The organism is Paraburkholderia bryophila (assembly GCF_003269035.1).
In the GTDB taxonomy this organism is placed as follows: domain Bacteria; phylum Pseudomonadota; class Gammaproteobacteria; order Burkholderiales; family Burkholderiaceae; genus Paraburkholderia; species Paraburkholderia bryophila.
The window spans coordinates 92,532-111,935 of sequence record NZ_QLTK01000006.1 but is presented as its reverse complement, the minus strand read 5'-3'; the positions used below and the strand labels follow the sequence as shown (position 1 = coordinate 111,935).

Sequence of the window (19,404 nt, the reverse complement as noted above, 5' to 3'; positions counted from 1 at the left end):
GCGCGAGCCTTGCGGCCTCGACGTGGCCGCGCTCATACGACGTGCCCGCTCGCCGCCATGGCGAAAGAGGACACACGCTCGCGACCCGGCACGCGCGCACCGCCGCGCATGAACCCTTCGACAAAGCGCGCGGCAGCCTCGCAGCCGTCCGGTGACGCGGCCAGGTGATCCTGCATACGCCCGCATTGCGTCGCGATCGACGGATCGCCGAGCACCTGCTTCAAGACGCGCGCGAGCGCTTGTGCGTGCAACGGTCCGTCGAGCCGCACGCCGCAACCGCTCGCCACCACCCGCTGCGCGTTATCGAACTGATCGTGCGCGAACGGCGTGACGACCTGAGCGATACCCGCGGCATACGCCAGCGCCGCCGTGCCGATGCCGCCGTGATGCACCAATGCCCGGCAGCGCGGCAGAAGCGTCTGCAAGGGCACGTAGCGCCGCTTCAGAAGCACGGTCGGCGCGGACTGCGCGTCGTTCGGCGCCGGTGCTTGCGGCGTCAGGAGCACGCCGCGCAGTCCGCTTTCACGCAGTGCGCTACGCACGGCGTCTTCGTAGCGCTCATGGTCGATCAGCGTCGAGCCGGGCGTGAACACCACGGGGCGCTCGCCCGCGCCGGCAGCCAGAAATTCGTCCAGCTGCGAATCGGGTGGCGGCTCGCCGGTATCGTTGAAGAGCGGAAAACCGCTCAGCCGATGAGGCGTCGGCCAGTCCGGCTGCGGCCGCGCGAACCACTCGGGAAAAAGGCACAGCACGCCGTCGGTGGAGTGAAGCCACTGGCCGAAAATGCGGGTGGCCGGTGCCAGCCTCAGTTGCGCGCGCAACGTATTCAGCGCCGGCCCGCAGACCCTGTCGAGCACCTGCCGCTCGATCACGCGCAGCAGCGCCGCCTTCACGACGAGCGGCAGACCGCGCGGAATGGTTAGACGCGGATGCGTCGGCGGCGCATGCGCGGACAGCAAGGTGGACGGCGACACCTGCACCGACACCAGCGGCACACGATACAACTCCTGCATCAGCCGCGCGGAGAACGCCCACAGCGTGCCGACCAGAATCGTGTCGTCGTCGGTCAGGGACACGAGCGTCTGGAAATGCGGCTGCAAGGTCGGTGCAATCACCGCCCACAACGTGCGGAACGAGGTGCGCGGATTCCATAGCGCCGGGTTCGCCATGGCCGCCGCGTATTCGTCCGCTGTGCCGATCGGCCTGAACGCGAAACCTTGCCGCCGTGCCGCCGCCTCGAAGGGCGGATGGCTGCAGAAAACGATCTCGTGCCCGCGCGTTGCGAGAGCCGCGCCGATACCGAGCAGCGGATGAACGTCGCCCGCCGAGCCGATCGCGGTAATGATGACTCTGGTCATACCGGCAACTCAGAAGAGACCGGGAATCAGGGCGGCCACATCGCGGCGATACTGAGCGTATGCTCCGCCGAAATGACCGGTCAACCAGCGCTCCTCGACGCGAACCTTGTACGCCAGCGACGCGAAGATCAGCAACAGCCCCGCCGCGCCGCGCCATTGCATGCCGATGATGGCCGCGCCGACGAGCGCCAGCAGACAGCCCGTATAGATCGGATGACGCACCAACGCATAGGGCCCGCTGCGCACCAGTTCGTGCCCCTCCTTCAGCGTGACCGATACGCTCCAGTTGGTGCCGAGATGCAGCCGCGCCCACACGGAAAATGCCAGACCGGCCAACAGCACGGCCAGACCCGCGAGTTGCACGCCGCCGATCGACTGCGGATCGAACCACCACGCCGCGCGATTGAAGTCCGGCAGCACGATCAGCGCGCCGCCTGCAATCAGCGGAATCGACTGCAATGTGCGCGAGCGCGAGGCCTCCTTGCGCGCGGTCGCCTTGACGCGATTCGACGTCGCGATCCAATACACGACCCACGCCGTCCACGGCATGACAATGGCAATGCTCTGAGCGAGATTCATGGCAGTTCGACCTGTTGGAACGAGTGATCGGCGCTTGTCTGCAACGCCGCGTTGCCGATGTTGGCCATGCCGGTCACGTTAGCCACGGGGGCCAGCGTCACCGGCAAAAGGGACGATCGTGCGGCAAGCGTCTCGAAGCAATCGAGCGCGCGCTGCACCGGCGGCGGGCCGAAGTAGTCGAGAATCGCCGCGCGCACCTGGCGCAGCGCCGGCTTGCCTTCGAGGTCGAGAAAGTGGCCGGCCTGTCCGATCGTCGCGAACTCGGCGCGCTTCAGATGCATGCTCAACGAACGGGCGTCCTCGGGCGTGGTGTATTCGTCGAGATCGCCGTTGATGAACTTCAGCCCGCAATCGATATTGCGGAATTCATGCAGATACTGCTCGGGACGAATCGCCAGAATCTGCTCGACGTGAAACGCCACCTGTTCCTGCTCTTCGCGCGGCAATGTCGTCAGATAGCGGTAGTTGTAGAGCTTCATGATGCGCGACAGATGCTTGCCCACCGTGTCGTTGAGCAGTTGCGCGGCCTTCAGGTTTTCGCCGGCCGCTATGTAGTCGCGCGCGGCGGTGACATAGGCGGTCATCGCCTCGTTCAGGCGCGGCGAGAACGAAGCGATCACCGCGCGCCTCACACTGGTGCGTTCCCGCGACAGCGCCAGCAACGAGGCCACGCCGCCCCAGGAAACCGATAACAGAAAACTCGGTTCAAATAAGCGTATTAGATAAAGCAGAATGTCGACTTCGTCGTCTTTAGATAGAACGAAGCTGCATTTATTATGCGTTTTCGATTGCCCGGCATAAGGCAAATCAAAACAGATAGGGTTATAGCGTTCGCCGAGATATTTGATTGTCTGACCGAACGAGGCTGTGGTAGCCAGCGCACCGTTGATCAGAATGACACTCTCGAAGGCCGGATCGAATACGTGACGTTCAACGTAGACTTTCAGGCCCGCCGGCAGCGGAACAAGGAGTTTTTCGATGGGCATGGCGTATTCGCATGCACTTGCGTCGAAGCAAATGCGTACCGATACCGCGCCCGCGCTCGCGGACGCCTTGCGGCCGTGCCACCGCGGATCAGGCCCATGCGACTTGCCTTTACGCCGGCAAGTCTGATCCGCGACGACCGCTCCTGCACCGACGCCGTAGCTTGCGGTGCCTCGTGAACTATCTTATATGCACTAATTGAATGCACGCCAGAAACGCCCAACCGTGCTATTCATTGAATACCAGTCTGTCGCTTCTGCGTTAAGACTTGATGTCAATATACGATAGCAAACCGATTTTTAAAACAATTTCAAAACTATTTTTTCATAAAAGCTAATTCATGCAGACGGCATGAGAAATGCGATGTTTAGGCGAATGTAGTCTATTTGTCAGAGTTGCGTATCCAGTAACGGGATGCATTTCTCGATGAGCTTCTCGGTGAGGGGCCGGTGCTTCCAGGCTTCGAACGTGATCTGTTGCGACTGCTTGAGGTCGTCGGCGAACACCGCTGTCTGCTGCTTCGCGAAGTCGCGGTCGTAGATATTCAGATTCGCTTCGTCGTTGAGCTTGAACGAACGGCTGTCGAAATTGGTCGAGCCGACCGACACCAGGTACTCGTCCACCACCAGCAACTTGCAATGGAACATGGTGGGCTGATATTCGAAGATTTCGACACCCGCTTCGAGCAGATCGCCCCAACACGCGCGCGATGCCTCGCGAACCGTGTGCGTGTCGATGCGCTTGCCCGGCGTGATGATCTGCACTTTCACACCGCGTTTCGCGGCCTCGACGATCGCATTGATGGTGAGCTTGTCGGGCACGAAGTAAGCGCTCGCCAGATGAATGCTGTGGGTGGCCGCGGTGATGGCCATCAGGTACATCAACTGCATGTCGTCGCTGCCGCCCGACGGCGAGCTGCTGAACATATGCGCGAGACCTTCGCCGACGTCTTCCACTTCCGGAAAGTAGTCCTCGCCGTGCAGTACCTTGCCCGACGCTTTGACCCAGTTGTCCATGAACACGGCTTGCATGTGACCGACCACGGGTCCGGCCACGCGGAAATGCGTGTCGCGCCAATGCTTTTCATCCTGCGCGTGTCCGGTCCATTCCGGAGCGATGCCCACACCGCCGGTGAAACCGATGCGTCCGTCGATCACCAGCAGTTTGCGGTGCGTGCGATCGTTCATACGACCCAGGCCGGTCCAATGCGGCTTGTGATACTGAATGACTTCGGCGCCGCCGTCGCGCAGCAGATCCAGATAGCGCTTGTCCATTTTCGACGAGCCGACCCAATCGAGCAGAACATGCACCGCGACGCCTTCGCGTGCTTTATCGGCCAGCGCGTGGGCGATCTGCTCGCCTATTTCGCCGGACCAGTAAATGAACGTCTCGAAGGTGATGGTGTGGCGCGCGGCGCGAATGCCTTCGAGCATCGACGGAAAAATACGGTCGCCGTTGAGCAGCATCTCGAAGCGATTGCCCGAAATAACTGGAGGGCCCAGCAACAGCCCCATGGATCGCAGGAATTGCGGATCGTCGCTCCCATAACGGCGTGCAATTTTGTGTTCGATCTTCTTCTCGCCAGTCGAAAGATTGGCAATCAGCAAAACGATAATGAGCGTGACGAACGCGGTGATAGGAATTGTCAGCATGCGTGGCCTCGATGCTCACCGGCGAGGCGTGCCGAATGCGCGCCCTACGGTTCGATGAATAGACGCGGACCCGAACGGCCCGGTTTTTATCACGAACGCAGGACGCATTGCGCGTGCCCGTTGCAGGCCCGCGCCTTGCTACCCAATTGCTTTATCTGACGAGCGAGAAAGCCTCGCGGCTGGCAATTTCACCGGCGCCATAGACACCGACCACCGTATAGTCCGACGCCACGCACTCGAATGTGGATTCGTTGAACGTGATGACGAAATGCCGCTGCGCGGGAATGGGCGACTCGACTGCCGAAATCTCGGCCGCGAGCGACGAGTTCATGACTTCATGAACCGACCAGCCCGCCAAACCTTGCGAGGCGAGCGGATGAATCTCCAGATCGACCTCGCCAGGCGGTCCCAGCCGATGAAATACCGCGTCTGGAAAGAGCACCGTACAGTGGGGATCGTCGTCGGGATCGAATGGCCCGAAGCGTTCAAAGTCGGCTTCCGCGATTGGATAAGCCAGAATCACCCGGCGGGCACTCGCGACAATGAAGGGTTCGGCGGCGTCCGCCGCAGGCTGAGGAACCGAATCCAGCAGGACGACGTGGTCTTCCTGCTGGGGTGATGCAAGCGTGCTGGTCATCTACTTCGCGACTCCGTGGCGCTTATGCGCCGGCTTGCACAGTTGAGGCTTGCGGCGCGGCGGCGGCCGAAGCGGCTGCCTTTGCGGCGGGTTTGCGACCCGGCGCTTTTCTCGCTACGCGGGTTGCAGCGGCTTTCTTCGCTGCGGGTTTCGCTGCTGCTGTTTTTCTGCTCGCCGCGCTCACCTTCTTTGCGGCGGTCTTTTTGGCAGCCGTCGCTTTCTTGGCTACGACTTTCTTTGCCGCTGCCTTCTTGCTCACCGCGCCGGTTGCCGTTGCTTTTGCTTTACCGGCCGTTTTCACCACGGCCTTGCCTGCGTCTTTCGCTCCGGCTGCCGCGCTGTCGATCAGGAATTTGCTCCGGTCTTTAACCGTTGCCAGCCATGCCGGCGCCGGGCCGCGCCCACTCCAGGTCGCGCCGGTTTTCGGGTTGTGGTACTTGGGCGGCTGCGCGCCTTTAGGCTGACCTTTACCGCCTTTCGCGTGCGCGACCGCCGCTTTCGCCACCGACTTCAATTCGCCCGCGCCTTCAATCAGATATTGCGTGCGGTCTTTGACGTTGGCAATCCAACCCGGCGCGCGACCATGACCGGTCCAGGTTGCACCGGTTTTATGATCGCGATACTTGGCCGGCTTACCGCCCGTTACAGCTTTTACCTTACCGTTTCCGCCATGACCGTTCAGGCCTCTTGCCGCGCGTCGCGCTTTTGCTTTGGCTTCGATATCGGTTGTAGTCAGGCCATGCTTGAGCATCAAACCGCGAATCTGGTCGACCGCGTCTTGTGCCTTTCTGGCAATAAGGACGTCGGCTTGCGCCTGGAGCTTCTTAAGCTTTGCTTGGATTTGCTCTAACGAAGGCATGTGATTGCTCCTTATATGTTGATCGATCGAACTATGCCACGAATAACAGGAGAAAGGCAGATCTATGTGGCTATAAAGCAGCAGCTTTATCCGATCATGCATGCCGTGGAGTCCGAACCTTTCGGGTTCTCTACTCGTTACAACTCGATAGCCATCCTTTTATTTCCCTTCCCCTTACCTTGCCTGTTGCCTTTTCCTTTACTTCCGATCAATTTTTCCGAACCACTCAAGCAGGCGTAAACACTACCGCCTGGCGATCGGCAATGTACCTCACGCTGCGAATGAAGCGGTACTGCTGTTCGTCGGCGGTAATCCGGTTGAGTCCCAGGCGGGTCAGCGCCAGCATGTCGTCGGCCAGAGTGGCGGCCACCACACCGTGATCCGTCAATTGCTCCAGTGCGCCGGATGGATCGCCGATATAAACGCTGCGCACGTGCGTACCGATTCGCATCAGGACCACGCTTTCTCCTTCGTCGAGCGCCAGTTCGAGAAAGCCGGCAAGCGTTCGCAACGACTCCGGTGTGCAAGTCCGAGACTGATAGATTGCAGCGTTCGATAACATGATTGGCGTTTCCCCGTGTCACGCGTCAACCGCAGGCAGCCGCCGCGCGCGGCGGCAATAGTCGCTTCTACTATAGGCAAGCATTCGAAGATTCAAAGGAGAGCGGGCGCTTTTTTATCGTTTGGGTGGGTTTGCACGCTGAACGGCTTTAGAAAATCCCATTGCGCGCGAGCCGGGTTGCTGAACGGACTATTGAAATAGCGCTGCCTGTCGCCACCTTGGGACAACTCAACAGAACGGTACTTTCAGATGAAAGCGGGTTACATCAAAACGGCCTTCGCGTCGGTGGCACTGACGTTGGCGGCGGTCGGCACGGCGAATGCCGCCGGTTGTTTCAAGGGGGCAGTCGTGGGCGGGGTGGCGGGGCACTACGCCGGGCATCATGCGGTAGTGGGCGCGGTGGGCGGCTGTATCGTCGGACACCATCTGGCCAAAAAACACGCGCAGGAACAGGCCGCGCAGCGCCAACAACAGATGCGGGCGGAATAGCCGCAAAGTACTGAAAAGCGGGTGCGGCGGCGGCAATTTACCCGGCCGCACCCGCGAGCGGGACAAGGGACGAGTAGCACGCGCGAGCGCGATTACGCTATCCGCACGCCATGAGCCGGCAGAATCTCCTGCGTCGTCACGAAGCGGTGTTCTTTGACCGCGTCATGAAATAGACGGTAGTCGCTTTTCTCAAACGCATCCGTCCACTGCGGCTTGTCGCCCGTGTCGTCATCGAACTGCAATCCGGTGGCGTTGCACTTCCAGGAACCGGGGCCTTTGGCCACATACTGGGGAATCGACTCCTGCAGACCCGGAATGCCGCCTCTACTCACCACGTCGCAAATCGTCTTCAGCCGCTGGTTATCGTCCAGATTCCGATTGGTATCGAGAAGCTCGGTGAGTGCCTCTTTCACGTTCGCCGGCAAACCGGGTTGCGTTTCAAAGTCTTCCCGCTCAGCGACATAGGCACGCACCGCGCGGCAAGCCATCTCGGCCGCCTGCACGAACTCCGGCAAATTGTGTCTTTCAACGAACGCGTTTCTGCCGTCGATGTAATGCCATTTGGCCCACGGCTGGTCGGGATAGTGCAATGCGGCGCCGTGACCGACCGGCAGCGCTATTGTCAAAACGTCTTCTTCGGCGTGTTCGATCAGATGCTGGGTAGCGAGCTTCAATCTGGCAAACCAGCCTTTACGCGTGCAATCTTGCGACTCCAGTAAATGCACCCGGTTAGCGGGACTCTCGATACCGGAGAATCCCTGGTGCGCCCAGGTATCGACGTAGGTATGAAGCGTCACGCCCAGGCGATGCAACGCCGTTTCGGCGCCCCGCTGCCGGATCGCCCGGCGCACCATTTCGCGCGCTACCACGCTATCCGGACGGCACACGGCTTTTTCCTGCAGCGTGTCGCCCTCGCCCGCCGGCAGAAAGTGAAACGGCGCCCACACGAGACGGTTCTGGTCATTCTCCGTGTTGGCATAGTCGAACATCTTGTGCGCAGTGGCGAAGCGCTCGAACGTCTCGCCCCCTTCGAAGCGCAGTATCCCGGCCGTCGTCGCATCGTCGACATACTGGCAGGCATGCGCGACGGTGAGCGCGTCGCCGGCCGCCATACCGCCAATGCGACTCGCGATATAGACCACGCCATAGTGAAAGTCGATATTCATGGCAGGCACTCCAGACACGCGGCAAATGACAGTGGGATCGTTCAGATTGGTGCGGCTTGGCAGAATCCGCGTCGGCGCACGGGTAGAGAGTAAACGAAGAAGTCCCGCCGGACTTTAAATAACGCCTTCTCGCGTCGACACGTTTCAGACGCGCGCACTGCGCCGAATGAAAAAAGCCCCGCTGCGAGTTCCGCAGCGGGGCTTTTTCCTGGCGCGCATCGCGCTTTATTGCTTGACGATGTCGACCAGCTCGACTTCGAACGTCAGGTCGCTATTCGGCGGAATCACGCCGACGCCACGATCGCCATAAGCGGTCGCCGCCGGGCAGGTCAGCTTCGCCTTACCGCCCACTTTCATCTTCTGCACGCCTTGCGTCCAGCACGGAATCACACGGTTCAGCGGGAACGTAGCCGGGCCGCCGTGGCTCGCGGAACTATCGAACTCGGTACCGTTGGCCAGCGTGCCACGGTAGTTGACCTTGACGACGTCGGTCGCGGCCGGTTGGGCGCCGGTACCCTGCTTCAGTTGTTCGACGATCACGCCGGAAGGCAGTTTTTCGGTGGTGGGCGCGGCGGCCATTGCCGTTGAAGACAACAAGGCTGCGGCGACCAAAGCAACGATAGATTTCAAAGCGAGTCTCCAGGTGAAGGGTGCGCCTCATTGTAACGGATCGCCTCGCGCGTACCCCGGGCCGGGTAGTCGACGTCATGCCTGGTTGCCAGTCGATTCCGTGAGAGCGCCAAAGAGATCCATGTTCTGGCAGCGCTTTCACCAGCGTGAATCTATTCGGTGTCGGCGTCTTCGTTTTCGTCGTTGTCAGGCAGCGGACCGCTTTTCGCCATTTCACGCTGATTCAATAACAACGCCTGTTGTTCCATCCGTTTGAGCAGTCCGTCGAGAAGAACCGCTTCTTCATCACTCAGACAGGCGGCGAACTCGGTGTTATAGCGTTGCCCGCTCTTTCGTGCGTGCTCGTAGACCTGACGGCCGGCTTCGGTCAGCGCGAGTACGGTCACCCTCTTGTTCTCGGGCAGGCGCGTTTTCGCAATCAGGCCTTTATTGACCATGTTCGCGACGCAGCGGCTCGCCACCACCATATCGAGCGCCGCCTGTTCGGCGAGCCGGGTCAGACTCGCATCCGGGTATTTACCGACGAAAGCGAGAATGCGCCAGTCACGCCGGGTAATACCGAGTTCTCGACGGAACATCAGGCCGGCACCCTGAACCGCCACTCTCGCCAGGTTATGCAACCGGTACAGCAGGAATTCGTCGATGTGCTCGGGATGCTTCAGCACAGGCGGCAATGAAGGATCGGACACGGTGAATGTAGGGAAATTGTTGGCTCGCCGGCCATTATGACGCGCTTTTCCCGCAGCAGCCCGGCCCTATTGTGCATCCGCACATATATTTGATTAGGTCAATCGTCGCGTTCGTTTCTAGCATCGAACATCTTTCCGGTTCGTTACCGCTTCTTCTCTCTATTCTATTAGGCCGCAAGGCCGCAGACGGTGCTTACAGATGGCGGACACCCGCAACGTTCTCTTTATCATGTGCGATCAGTTACGCCGCGATCATCTCGGCTGTTACGGGCACCCTTACCTGCGAACCCGGCATATCGACGCACTCGCTTCGCGCGGTGTGCGCTTCGACAATGCCTTCGTCAGCTCCGGCGTTTGCGGCCCATCGCGCATGTCGTATTACACCGGCCGCACGATGAGCAGTCACGGCGCCAACTGGAACCGTGTGCCCCTCTCGATCGGTGAAATGACGCTCGGCGAGTACTTGCGGCTCAATGGCCGCTCGCTCGCGCTGGCCGGCAAAACTCACGTCATGGCCGACGCCCACGGCATGGAAAGGCTCGATATCGCCCGGCAAAGTCCGCTCGGCCAACGCCTCTCGACGGGCTCGTTCGACGAACTCGATCGTTACGACGGTCACCACGAGCCCGGCAAGGAAAGCGGCTATCCGGCCTTTCTTCGCGAGCACGGTTACGTGAGCGACAAGCCGTGGAGCGATTTCGCGATCAGCGTGGAAGACGATAGCGGCGCGGTGCGCTCCGGCTGGAAAATGCGCAATGTTCGCTGGCCCGCGCGCGTGGCTGAAGCGCATTCCGAAACCGCGTACATGACCCATCAGGCAATCCGCTATATCGAGCAACAAGGCGACGAGCCGTGGGCCCTGCATTTGTCGTACGTAAAACCGCATTGGCCTTATGTCGCGCCGCGCCCGTATCACAACCTTTATTCACTCGATCAATGTCTGCCGCTCGAGCGCCGGGCCGCCGAATTCGACAACGCGCATCCGGTCGTCGCCGCGTACCGCACCCAGGAAGAGTGCGTCAATTTCGCGCGAGAAGAAGTCTCGAACACAGTGCGGCCGGTGTACCAGGGTTTGATCCAGCAGATCGACGATCATCTCGGCCAATTGTGGGAAACACTCGAACGCCTTGGCCGCTGGGAAGACACGTTGATCGTGTTCACCGCCGATCACGGCGATTTTCTCGGCGACCATTGGCTCGGCGAAAAAGAACTGTTCTACGACACCGTGCAGCGCGTGCCGATGATCGTCTACGATCCGTCCGCCCAGGCCGACGCAACGCGTGGCAGCGTCGAAACACGCTTTATGTCCGGGATCGACGTCGTGCCGACCGTACTCGACGCCCTCGGTCTACCAGCATACGAAGAGCGTATCGAAGGACGCTCGGTGTTGCCGCTCACCCGCAATGAAGCGGCCGGCGCGCAGGGCTGGCGCGACTACGTGGTCGCCGAACTCGACTACAGTTTCCGCGGCGCGCGACTCGCGCTCGGACGTCGAGCCGACGAATGCCGCGGCTGGATGGTGCGCGACTCGCGCTGGAAGTACGTTCACTGGCTCGGCTACCGGCCGCAACTGTTCGACCTGGCGAACGATCCGCACGAATACGCCGATCTCGGTGCCGATGCCGCTCATGCCGCGATTCGCGAGCGGATGCATGCAAAACTGGCGGACTGGTACGGCTCGTTGAAGCAGCGCGTCACGATCGACAATCCGAGCGTGGAGAGCAAGACCAACACGCACAAGGATTGGGGCGTTTTCTTTGGCGAATGGTAGACCGTAATACGAAGTAAGCGGCAATAACAACGAACCCAGTCCGCCTATATGATCACACCGCAGGCGTGCCGCCTGATCCGGCCGGCACGTCAGGAGACACATGATGCAGCGTTCGTCAGACCTCGGGCCCGAAGACGCGATCTATCGCAAGATCGCGCGGCGCATCGTGCCGTTTCTGTTCATGTGCTACGTCGTCAATTTCATCGACCGCGTCAACATCGGCTTCGCGAAGTTGCAGTTCCTGCAAGACCTCAAACTCGACGACGCCGTGTTCGGCCTCGCGGCGGGCATGTTTTTCGTCGGCTATCTGGTGTTTGAGTTACCGAGCAATCTGCTGCTGGAGAAGGTCGGCGTGCGCAAGACGCTGTTGCGCATCATGGTGCTGTGGGGCAGCCTGACGGTACTGCTGATGTTCGTGAAGAGCGCGAATATGCTGTATCTGCTGCGCTTTCTGCTGGGCGCCGCCGAAGCCGGCTTCTTTCCCGGCATCATTCTGTACCTCACCTACTGGTTTCCCGACCGGCAACGCGGACGTATCACGAGTCTGTTCATCATGGCGGTGCCGCTCGCGGGCATTATCGGCGGCCCGCTGTCGGGCTGGATCATGGTGCATTTCCACGACATGCTCGGCTTGCGCGGCTGGCAGTGGCTGTTTCTGATTGAAGGCGTACCGGCTATCGCGCTCGGCATCATGGCCCTGCTCTACCTGGACGATCGTCCCGCGAACGCAAGATGGTTGAGCGACGCCGAAAAGGCCCAGGTGAACGCCGCCCTGGAAGCGGACCGCAAACAACGTGGCATCTATCATGCGCCGCCGGCACGGCTCGCGGATGTACTGCGCAATCCGCGCATCTATCTGCTCTCGGCGATCTATTTCTGCGTGTTCATGGGACTCAACGCGATCGGTTTCTGGATTCCGACGCTGCTACGGCACGTTGGCGTGCAGCAACTCGGTCATATCGGCTGGCTGAGTGGTGGGATCTCGGTGTGTACGGCAATCGGCATTGTCGCGATCGGCCATAGCTCGGATCGTCGCGCGGAGCGGCGCTGGCATGTCGCGGGGTGCGGCTTCGCGGTGGCCGGCAGCTTTTTGTTGCTGCCCCTCGCCGCGCATAGCGTGCCGTTTACGGTTGCGTTGCTGGTGATCGCGTCGATCTGCATTTATGCGACGCTCAGCATCTTCTGGACGATCCCCACCGCGTATCTCGACGGCGGCGCCGCGGCAGCCGGCATTGCGACGATTACCGCGATCGGCGCCATTGGCGGCGCCGTGAGCCCTTCGCTGATCGGCATGCTGAAGACACAGACCGGCAGTGTCTATGCCGGTTTTGCGGTGGTCGCCGTACTGCTGATTGCGGGCATGATTGCGTTGCTGTGGGCCGTGCCCGCACCGCAATCAAAACCATCTGGCGTGGTGCGAGCCGCCGTTTCAAAGTAACTTTCGACGTCACTTCGAAATAACCGCAACGACCGCCCGTGCGTCAGTCCAGGGTGTGCACCGTATAGCTGACAGCCGCCGCTACGTCGCGCGCATTGAAGTCCGCAAGCACCGTTTCGCGTTCGCGGACGTCGGCCAGCACGGCCGGATCGAGTAGCGCGGTAATCACGTCGTCGCGATCGCGGCTCGCTTCCACCACGACCTCGCCGTACGGGCTCCAGACTGCGCTCGCGCCACAGGTCTGCCAGCCGCCGGTCGTGCCGATGTGATTCGACAGCAGGACATACATCGTATTGTCGAATGCGCGCGCCGGGAACCAGATGCGCGACTGATGGTAGCCACTCTTCATGCTGAAGAGCGCGCTCACCAGATAAGCATGCGCGCCGTTCATCGCCGCGAGTCTCGCGTGCTCTGGAAACCCCGAGTCGTAGCACACGCCGAGGGCTAGCCGCCAGCCGTCGAGTTCCAGCATGCAGCCTTGCGTGCCGGGCTGATAAACGGTCGTCTCGCTGCTATAGAGATATTGCTTGTGATACGGCTCGATCTGCTCGCCGGACCGGTTGAATACGAGCGACGAAATATGCAGGGCGTCCGCATGGCGAGTCGCCGCGCCGACGATCACGGCGATCTCACGCCGACGGCACACCTCGCGGATCGGTTCAAGACGCGCGTCGTGGGCTTCGAAAGCGTATTTCGCGGGGTCGCCGGCAATCAGGTCCGGTTCGTAGCCGCTCAGGAATTTCTCGGGAAAAACCACCAGTTTCGCGCCACGATCGGCGGCGAGACCGGTCAGTTCGACTGTTCTGGCGATGTTGGCGGCGACGTCGCCGGATACCGGTTGCGCTTGCGCAGCGGCGATCCGCAGGGACGTTTGCGGCAGCGATGCCTGGTTACGATTCAACGCGAACTCCGTTTTGAGTGGATGACTGGTTGCAGGTTGTCCGCCCGCTTTCTGTGTTGGACATCCGGCGCGCGAGGCCCCAGGCATTTAAACACGGCAATCGGGCCGGCGTCAGTGGGAGGGTAGGATGATGAACTTGCGGCGCGTTCCCTGTGTCCACAGAGAACCTATACCGCGAGGCATTCGTCACGCCGCGAATCCCATGCTAAAGAGCGCTTTCGATGATCGAGCCGGCTGATCCCGACGAGCCCGAGGCTTCCGGGCCCGACGTGCTACCCCAAAGGCGCCGTGCGCCCAGATCCCGCCGCATTCCACGCAGCCGCGAGCAGCAGGCACGGCTCGACGCGCGCGAACCGGCTTTCGAAACGATTCCCTTGGTACTGGACGAGGCGGCCGCGCGCCGCCCCTTCGCCGATAAGCTCGACGCGTGGTTCGAGGCGCGCCGCTGGCAGCCGTTCGAATTTCAACGCGAGGTCTGGCGCGAGATTGGCCGCGGCGCTAGCGGGTTATTGCATGCGACTACGGGTGCCGGTAAAACCTGGGCGGTGTGGTTTGGTGCGCTTGCAACTTTTTCGGGTGCGGGTTTGGAGAACGGCTCAGATACTGCGTCAGGTGCGATTGGGTCCGTTGCGGGATCTGCTGTCAGGTCCTCTATCCGGCGCAGGCCGACACTCACGCAGCCTGTCCCTCTCACCGTACTCTGGATCACGCCGATGCGCGCGCTCGCCGCCGACACCGCTCGTGCCCTGCAAAGCTCGGCGCTCGAACTGGCCGTGCCGTGGAGCGTCGGGCTGCGCACCGGCGACACCTCGTCGGCCGAACGCGCGCGGCAGAACCGGCGCATGCCGTCGGCCCTGGTCACCACGCCCGAGAGCCTGTCGCTGATGCTCACACGACCCGACGCGCGCGTCGTGCTCGCGCAGGTACGTCTGGTGGTGGTCGATGAATGGCATGAACTGCTCGGCAACAAACGCGGTACGCAGACTCAACTCGCACTTGCGCGTCTCGCGCATTGGCGGCCCGAATTGCAGGTGTGGGGCCTGTCGGCCACGCTAGGCAACCTGCCTTTCGCTGCCGACGTTTTACTTGCGCCTGTCAAAACGGCCCGCGTCGATGTGCACGGCGCGCTGCCCAAGGCGCTGATTGTCGATACGGTCATTCCCGACACCATCGAACGGTTTCCTTGGGGCGGCCATGTCGGCATGCGCCAGGTCGGCGCGGTAGCCGACGCGATCGGCGACGCGCAGACCTCGCTCGTTTTCACCAACACCCGCTCGCAATGCGAAGTCTGGTACCAGGCGCTGCTCGAGGCACGGCCCGAATGGGCCGGCCTGATCGCGTTGCATCACGGCTCGCTCGATCAGGACGTGCGCGAATGGGTCGAGCGCGGCCTGAAAAGCGGCTTGCTGAAAGTGGTGGTGTGTACATCGAGTCTCGATCTCGGGGTCGATTTCTTGCCGGTGGAGCGCGTATTTCAGATCGGCTCGCCGAAAGGCGTCGCGCGGCTGATGCAGCGTGCGGGACGCTCCGGGCATGCGCCCGGCAGGCCCTCGCGCGTGACGATCGTGCCGACCCATGCGCTCGAACTGGTCGAAGCGGCCGCCGCCCGCGAGGCCGTCGCGAAACGTCAGATCGAAGGCCGCGACACACCCGACCAACCGTTCGATGTGCTGGTCCAACATCTGGTGACCGTGGCGATCGGCGGCGGGTTCGACCCGCACGAACTGATTGGCGAGATTCGCAGCACGTACGCGTACCGGCATTTGACCCAGGCCGAGTTCGATTGGGCGCTCGGCTTCGTGGAAGGCGGCGGCACCGCGTTACGCGCCTATCCCGACTACCATCGCGTGATGCGCGACAGCGACGGCGTGTACCGTGTGCCGCGCGACGATCTGGTGCGCCGCCATCGCAACAACATCGGGACAATCGTCGCGAACGGCACCTTGCATGTCGCTTATCTATCGGGTGGCAGAATCGGCGCGATCGAAGAGTCGTTCATTTCGAGGCTGAAACCGGGCGATATCTTTACCTTCGGCGGCCGCGCGCTCGAATTGATCCGCGTGCAGGACACGACCGCGTGGGTGCGTCGCGCGACTTCGTCACGCGGTGCGATGCCGCAATGGGCCGGCAGCCGGATGCCGTTGTCGTCCGAACTCGCCGATGCGACGCTGACGATGCTGGCGCGCGCTGCCGCCGGCGTCTACGACGAACCGGAAATGCGCGCGGTACGGCCGCTTCTCGAGTTGCAACAGAAGTGGTCGGCGTTGCCCGAGCCGGGCGTGCTGGTGGTGGAGTTGCTGAAATCGCGCGAGGGACACCATTTCTTTTGTTATCCGTTTGCGGGGCGCACGGCCCATATTGGGCTCGGTGCATTGTTAGCGTGGCGAGTTGCGCGTGAGCAGCCCGGCACGTTTTCGATTTCAATGAACGACTACGGTTTCGAGCTGTTGTCCGCGCAACCATTCGATTGGGCCGCGCAACTCGAAAGCGGCTTGCTCTCTCTCGATGAGCTCGACCATGACATTCTCGCGAGCCTGAATTCGTCGGAACTCTCGATGCGGCGTTTTCGTGAAATTGCACGCGTGTCGGGACTGGTATTTCAAGGGCACCCTGGACAGCAGAAAAGCGCGCGGCAATTGCAGGCGTCGAGTGGTCTGTTCTATGAGATCTTCCGTAGTCACGATAGTGGCAATCTGCTGCTGAATCAGGCCGATGCCGAGGTGCTGCTGCAGGAGCTCGACGCGCAGCGCATTCGCGTCGCGCTCGAACGGATGAATGCCAGCCGCGTGATTGTGATGCGGCCGAAAAAGCCGACGCCGTTTGCGTTTCCGTTGATCGTCGGACGCTTGCGTGAGAAGGTCAGTACGGAAAAACTCGCGGATCGCGTCGAGCGGATGTTGGCGGAGCTCGAGAAGGCGGCTCGTGTATGAAGACGGCTTCGTTGAAGGTGGAGATTGCCGGACACACTCTCATGCTGTCGAGCTTGCGTGCGATTTTCGATCCCGCGCTGCGGTGTTTGTTCGTCGCCGATGCGCATTTCGGCAAGGACGCGGTGTTTCGAGCGCGCGGCATTCCCGTGCCGGTTGGCGCGACTGCGGACAATCTGCAGCGGCTCGATCTTTTGATTGGCGAGTTCGAACCGGTGACGCTCGTTTTTCTCGGCGATCTGCTGCATGCGCGTGAGGCGCATTCCGCCGAGACACTGAACGCATTGCATGGCTGGCGCGCACAACATGCCGGGCTGCAGGTAGTGCTGGTCGAAGGGAATCACGATCGGCATGCCGGTGCATTGCCGGTTTCGATGAATGTTCAATGTGTGCAGGAGCCGTGGCGGATCGGGCCTTGGGCAGCTTGCCACTTCCCGCAGACGGTGCGAGGTGCGTATGCGCTCGCGGGGCATGTGCATCCGGTTTATCGGCTGACGACGCGAGTCGATTCGGTGCGGGTGCCTTGCTTTCGGTTTGGGGCGGGGTGCGGGGTACTGCCGGCGTTTGGGAGTTTTACCGGTGGGGCGCGGGCACATGAGCCGGTGGCGGGGGAGAAGGTTTTTCTGGTGGTGGAAGAAAGGGTGATGGCTGTGGGGAGGTGAGGGAATCGGGGTTGGTCGACAAGGAGCGGACGGTGAGTTGTCCGCTCTTTTTTGTTTGGACGGCCGGGGGTGCCGGCCGTCGCGCGCTGAAGGCGTGCAGGTGAGTTAGTGACCGCGGCCGTGGCCGCCGGAGCCGGAGCTGCTGCTGGAACTGCTGTGGCCGCTGTTGCCGTGGCCGCTGTTGCCGTGACCGCTGTCGCCGTGGCCGCTATCGCCGTGGCCGCTGTCGCCGTGGCCGCTGTCACCGTGACCGCCGTCGCCGTGACCACTGTCGCCATGACCGCTGCTGCCGTGACCGCCGTCACCGTGACCGCCGTCGCCGTGACCGCTGTCGCCGTGACCGCTGCTGCCGTGGCCGCTGTCACCATGACCGCCATCTCCGTGGCCGCCATCGCCGTGGCCGCCATCGCCGTGGCCACCATCGCCGTGGCCGCCATCGCCGTGGCCACCATCTCCATGACCGCCGTCGCCGTGGCCACCATCTCCATGACCGCCATCTCCGTGGCCACCATCGCCGTGGCCGCCATCTCCATGACCGCCGTCGCCGTGGCCACCATCTCCATGACCGCCATCGCCGTGGCCACCATCGCCGTGGCCGCCATCTCCATGACCGCCGTCGCCGTGGCCACCATCTCCATGACCGCCATCTCCGTGGCCACCATCTCCATGACCGCCATCTCCATGACCGCCATCTCCATGACCGCCATCTCCGTGGCCGCCATCGCCATGACCGCCATCTCCGTGGCCGCCATCTCCGTGGCCGCCATCTCCATGGCCGCCGTCGCCGTGGCCACCATCGCCGTGGCCACCATCTCCGTGGCCGCCATCTCCATGACCGCCATCGCCGTGGCCACCATCGCCGTGGCCACCATCTCCATGGCCGCCGTCGCCGTGGCCACCGTCTCCATGGCCGCTTCCGCCCCCCGTCCCGCCACTGCCTGTCCCACCGCTTCCCGTACCACCGCTTCCTGTTCCACCGCTTCCTGTTCCGCCACTTCCTGTCCCGCCGCTTCCTGTCCCGCCACTTCCCGTCCCACCACTTCCTGTCCCACCACTTCCTGCACCGCCACTTCCCGCCCCACCACTTCCTGTCCCACCACTTCCTGTCCCGCCACTTCCTGTCCCACCACTTCCTGTTCCACCACTTCCTGTCCCGCCACTTCCCGTCCCGCCAGTCCCACCCTTCCCGCCATTTCCACTTCCACTGCCATTGCCGCTGCCACTACCACCGTTCCCGCTCCCACCCACCGCCGCCCCGGACCCAAGCCCCGCAGCTGCGCCGTTACCCGAACCACCACCGCTGCCATTCGCACCGCTATCGCCCGTTCCTCCCGACGCGGCCCCGTTGCCGCTACCGCCGCTGCTCTGTGCCCCGGTAGCCGACGTCGCCCCCAAACCGGCCGCTGCCGCGACGCCAACCCCGCCGGTCGTCAGCAAACCACTGCTCTCACGCTTGCAGCCCAGCGTATCGAACGACGGGCAGTCGATCGGCAACGTCTGCGCGACCACCAGCTTCGACGCGCCACCCGACGGCGTGCCCGGCGCCGGCGAGGTCGTTTGCGCACCCGCCATCGTCGCGTACAGACTCACCGCCACCGCCAATACCGCCAGGCGCGATCCAGGAATACGCGCGTCTCCATTGTGTTTTTTCATTTCAGCCTCCTAACTAAATACCTCGAAAGACCGGCCCGAATAACAGATGAATCTGCGTTCACTGTTAAAGATTGAAAATTCAAAGCCCAGTCGGCATTGCCTGGTGTCACGCCGAAACGGCGTCACGAAAGCTATCTCTCTCGCGGAAAATCCCGGTCCGATTCGACGTGATCCGAGAGAAACGACTGGCTGCGCCATAAAATCTGAAATGGCACAGCAGGGCCTGATGGAGGTTCAAGTTATGCGCAGCATCACCCAGCGACCGTGCGCTAGCCCACGCAATGCGAAATCAGCGTGATTTTTTCGATTCAATACGCGATTTAACTGTTAAGAATCGTTAATTACCGAATCTATAAAGACATCGGAAATTTCATCCATTACATATATAGTCCTAACTATTTTTGTTACTTCATCAGATGAATCTGACCGGCAAATAACCTAAGTGTT

17 protein-coding genes are annotated in these 19,404 nt (G+C 61.7%); 6 read left to right on the top strand and 11 right to left on the bottom strand.

Annotated features, from left to right (window positions below):
* Positions 1-32 precede the first annotated feature (32 nt).
* The 7 genes from BX591_RS12500 to BX591_RS12470 all read right to left on the bottom strand — a co-directional run bounded on the left by BX591_RS12500 (position 33) and on the right by BX591_RS12470 (position 6,580).
* Positions 33-1,358: a glycosyltransferase gene (locus tag BX591_RS12500; RefSeq protein WP_111931734.1), complete on the bottom strand. Its 1,326-nt coding sequence runs from the start codon at positions 1,356-1,358 to the stop codon at positions 33-35.
* Positions 1,359-1,367: 9 nt separating this feature from the next.
* Positions 1,368-1,937 (bottom strand): methyltransferase family protein, encoded by a 570-nt coding sequence (locus tag BX591_RS12495; RefSeq protein WP_111931732.1) that lies wholly within the window; start codon positions 1,935-1,937, stop codon positions 1,368-1,370.
* A complete protein-coding gene (locus BX591_RS12490; RefSeq protein ID WP_420849368.1) occupies positions 1,934-2,923 on the bottom strand; it encodes an alpha/beta fold hydrolase in 990 nt (329 codons plus the stop codon). Before BX591_RS12490 ends, BX591_RS12495 begins: the two co-directional genes overlap by 4 nt.
* 387 nt (positions 2,924-3,310) lie before the next feature.
* Positions 3,311-4,573, bottom strand: coding sequence for a cardiolipin synthase (cls, locus tag BX591_RS12485; protein WP_111931730.1), 1,263 nt, complete (start codon positions 4,571-4,573; stop codon positions 3,311-3,313).
* 151 nt (positions 4,574-4,724) lie between these two features.
* Positions 4,725-5,210, bottom strand: a complete 486-nt coding sequence (locus BX591_RS12480) for a hypothetical protein (protein ID WP_111931728.1) — start codon at positions 5,208-5,210, stop codon at positions 4,725-4,727.
* Between the two features lie 22 nt (positions 5,211-5,232).
* Positions 5,233-6,069 carry an H-NS family nucleoid-associated regulatory protein gene (locus tag BX591_RS12475; RefSeq protein WP_111931726.1) on the bottom strand — a complete coding sequence of 279 codons (837 nt, stop codon included), beginning with the start codon at positions 6,067-6,069 and terminating at the stop codon, positions 5,233-5,235.
* Positions 6,070-6,295: 226 nt separating this feature from the next.
* Positions 6,296-6,580, bottom strand: coding sequence for a hypothetical protein (locus tag BX591_RS12470; RefSeq protein ID WP_244147119.1), 285 nt, complete (start codon positions 6,578-6,580; stop codon positions 6,296-6,298).
* A gap of 300 nt (positions 6,581-6,880) precedes the next feature.
* Here BX591_RS12470 and BX591_RS12465 point away from each other — a divergent pair, with 300 nt between their 5' ends.
* Complete coding sequence (locus BX591_RS12465; protein WP_111931722.1) at positions 6,881-7,120, top strand: hypothetical protein; 240 nt, start codon at positions 6,881-6,883, stop codon at positions 7,118-7,120.
* 92 nt (positions 7,121-7,212) lie between these two features.
* On the opposite strand, the gene BX591_RS12460 is transcribed toward BX591_RS12465, so the two are convergent.
* The 3 genes from BX591_RS12460 to BX591_RS12450 all read right to left on the bottom strand — a co-directional run bounded on the left by BX591_RS12460 (position 7,213) and on the right by BX591_RS12450 (position 9,605).
* Positions 7,213-8,286, bottom strand: coding sequence for a DUF6765 family protein (locus BX591_RS12460; RefSeq protein ID WP_111931720.1), 1,074 nt, complete (start codon positions 8,284-8,286; stop codon positions 7,213-7,215).
* Between the two features lie 225 nt (positions 8,287-8,511).
* A complete protein-coding gene (locus BX591_RS12455; RefSeq protein WP_111931718.1) occupies positions 8,512-8,916 on the bottom strand; it encodes an FKBP-type peptidyl-prolyl cis-trans isomerase in 405 nt (134 codons plus the stop codon).
* A 152-nt stretch (positions 8,917-9,068) separates the two neighbouring features.
* The gene (locus BX591_RS12450; protein ID WP_244147118.1) at positions 9,069-9,605 is read right to left on the bottom strand and encodes a MarR family winged helix-turn-helix transcriptional regulator; all 537 of its coding nucleotides are present in this window, start codon (positions 9,603-9,605) and stop codon (positions 9,069-9,071) included.
* A gap of 199 nt (positions 9,606-9,804) precedes the next feature.
* Between BX591_RS12450 and BX591_RS12445 the strand changes: the two genes are divergently transcribed.
* Entirely contained in the window at positions 9,805-11,376 is a 1,572-nt protein-coding gene (locus BX591_RS12445) for a sulfatase-like hydrolase/transferase (RefSeq protein WP_111931716.1), read from the top strand.
* 100 nt (positions 11,377-11,476) lie between these two features.
* Complete coding sequence (locus tag BX591_RS12440; protein WP_244147117.1) at positions 11,477-12,814, top strand: MFS transporter; 1,338 nt, start codon at positions 11,477-11,479, stop codon at positions 12,812-12,814.
* 43 nt (positions 12,815-12,857) lie between these two features.
* On the opposite strand, the gene BX591_RS12435 is transcribed toward BX591_RS12440, so the two are convergent.
* Positions 12,858-13,715 (bottom strand): carbon-nitrogen hydrolase family protein, encoded by an 858-nt coding sequence (locus tag BX591_RS12435; RefSeq protein WP_111931714.1) that lies wholly within the window; start codon positions 13,713-13,715, stop codon positions 12,858-12,860.
* A gap of 221 nt (positions 13,716-13,936) precedes the next feature.
* On the opposite strand from BX591_RS12435, the gene BX591_RS12430 reads away from it, so the two are divergent.
* The 3 genes from BX591_RS12430 (at position 13,937) to BX591_RS37140 (ending at position 19,032) form a co-directional block, all read left to right on the top strand.
* Positions 13,937-16,645 carry a ligase-associated DNA damage response DEXH box helicase gene (locus BX591_RS12430; protein ID WP_111931712.1) on the top strand — a complete coding sequence of 903 codons (2,709 nt, stop codon included), beginning with the start codon at positions 13,937-13,939 and terminating at the stop codon, positions 16,643-16,645.
* The gene (gene pdeM / locus BX591_RS12425; protein WP_111931710.1) at positions 16,642-17,304 is read left to right on the top strand and encodes a ligase-associated DNA damage response endonuclease PdeM; all 663 of its coding nucleotides are present in this window, start codon (positions 16,642-16,644) and stop codon (positions 17,302-17,304) included. Before BX591_RS12430 ends, pdeM begins: the two co-directional genes overlap by 4 nt.
* Positions 17,305-17,460: 156 nt before the next feature.
* Positions 17,461-19,032 carry a hypothetical protein gene (locus BX591_RS37140; RefSeq protein WP_167444545.1) on the top strand — a complete coding sequence of 524 codons (1,572 nt, stop codon included), beginning with the start codon at positions 17,461-17,463 and terminating at the stop codon, positions 19,030-19,032.
* Positions 19,033-19,404 lie beyond the last annotated feature (372 nt).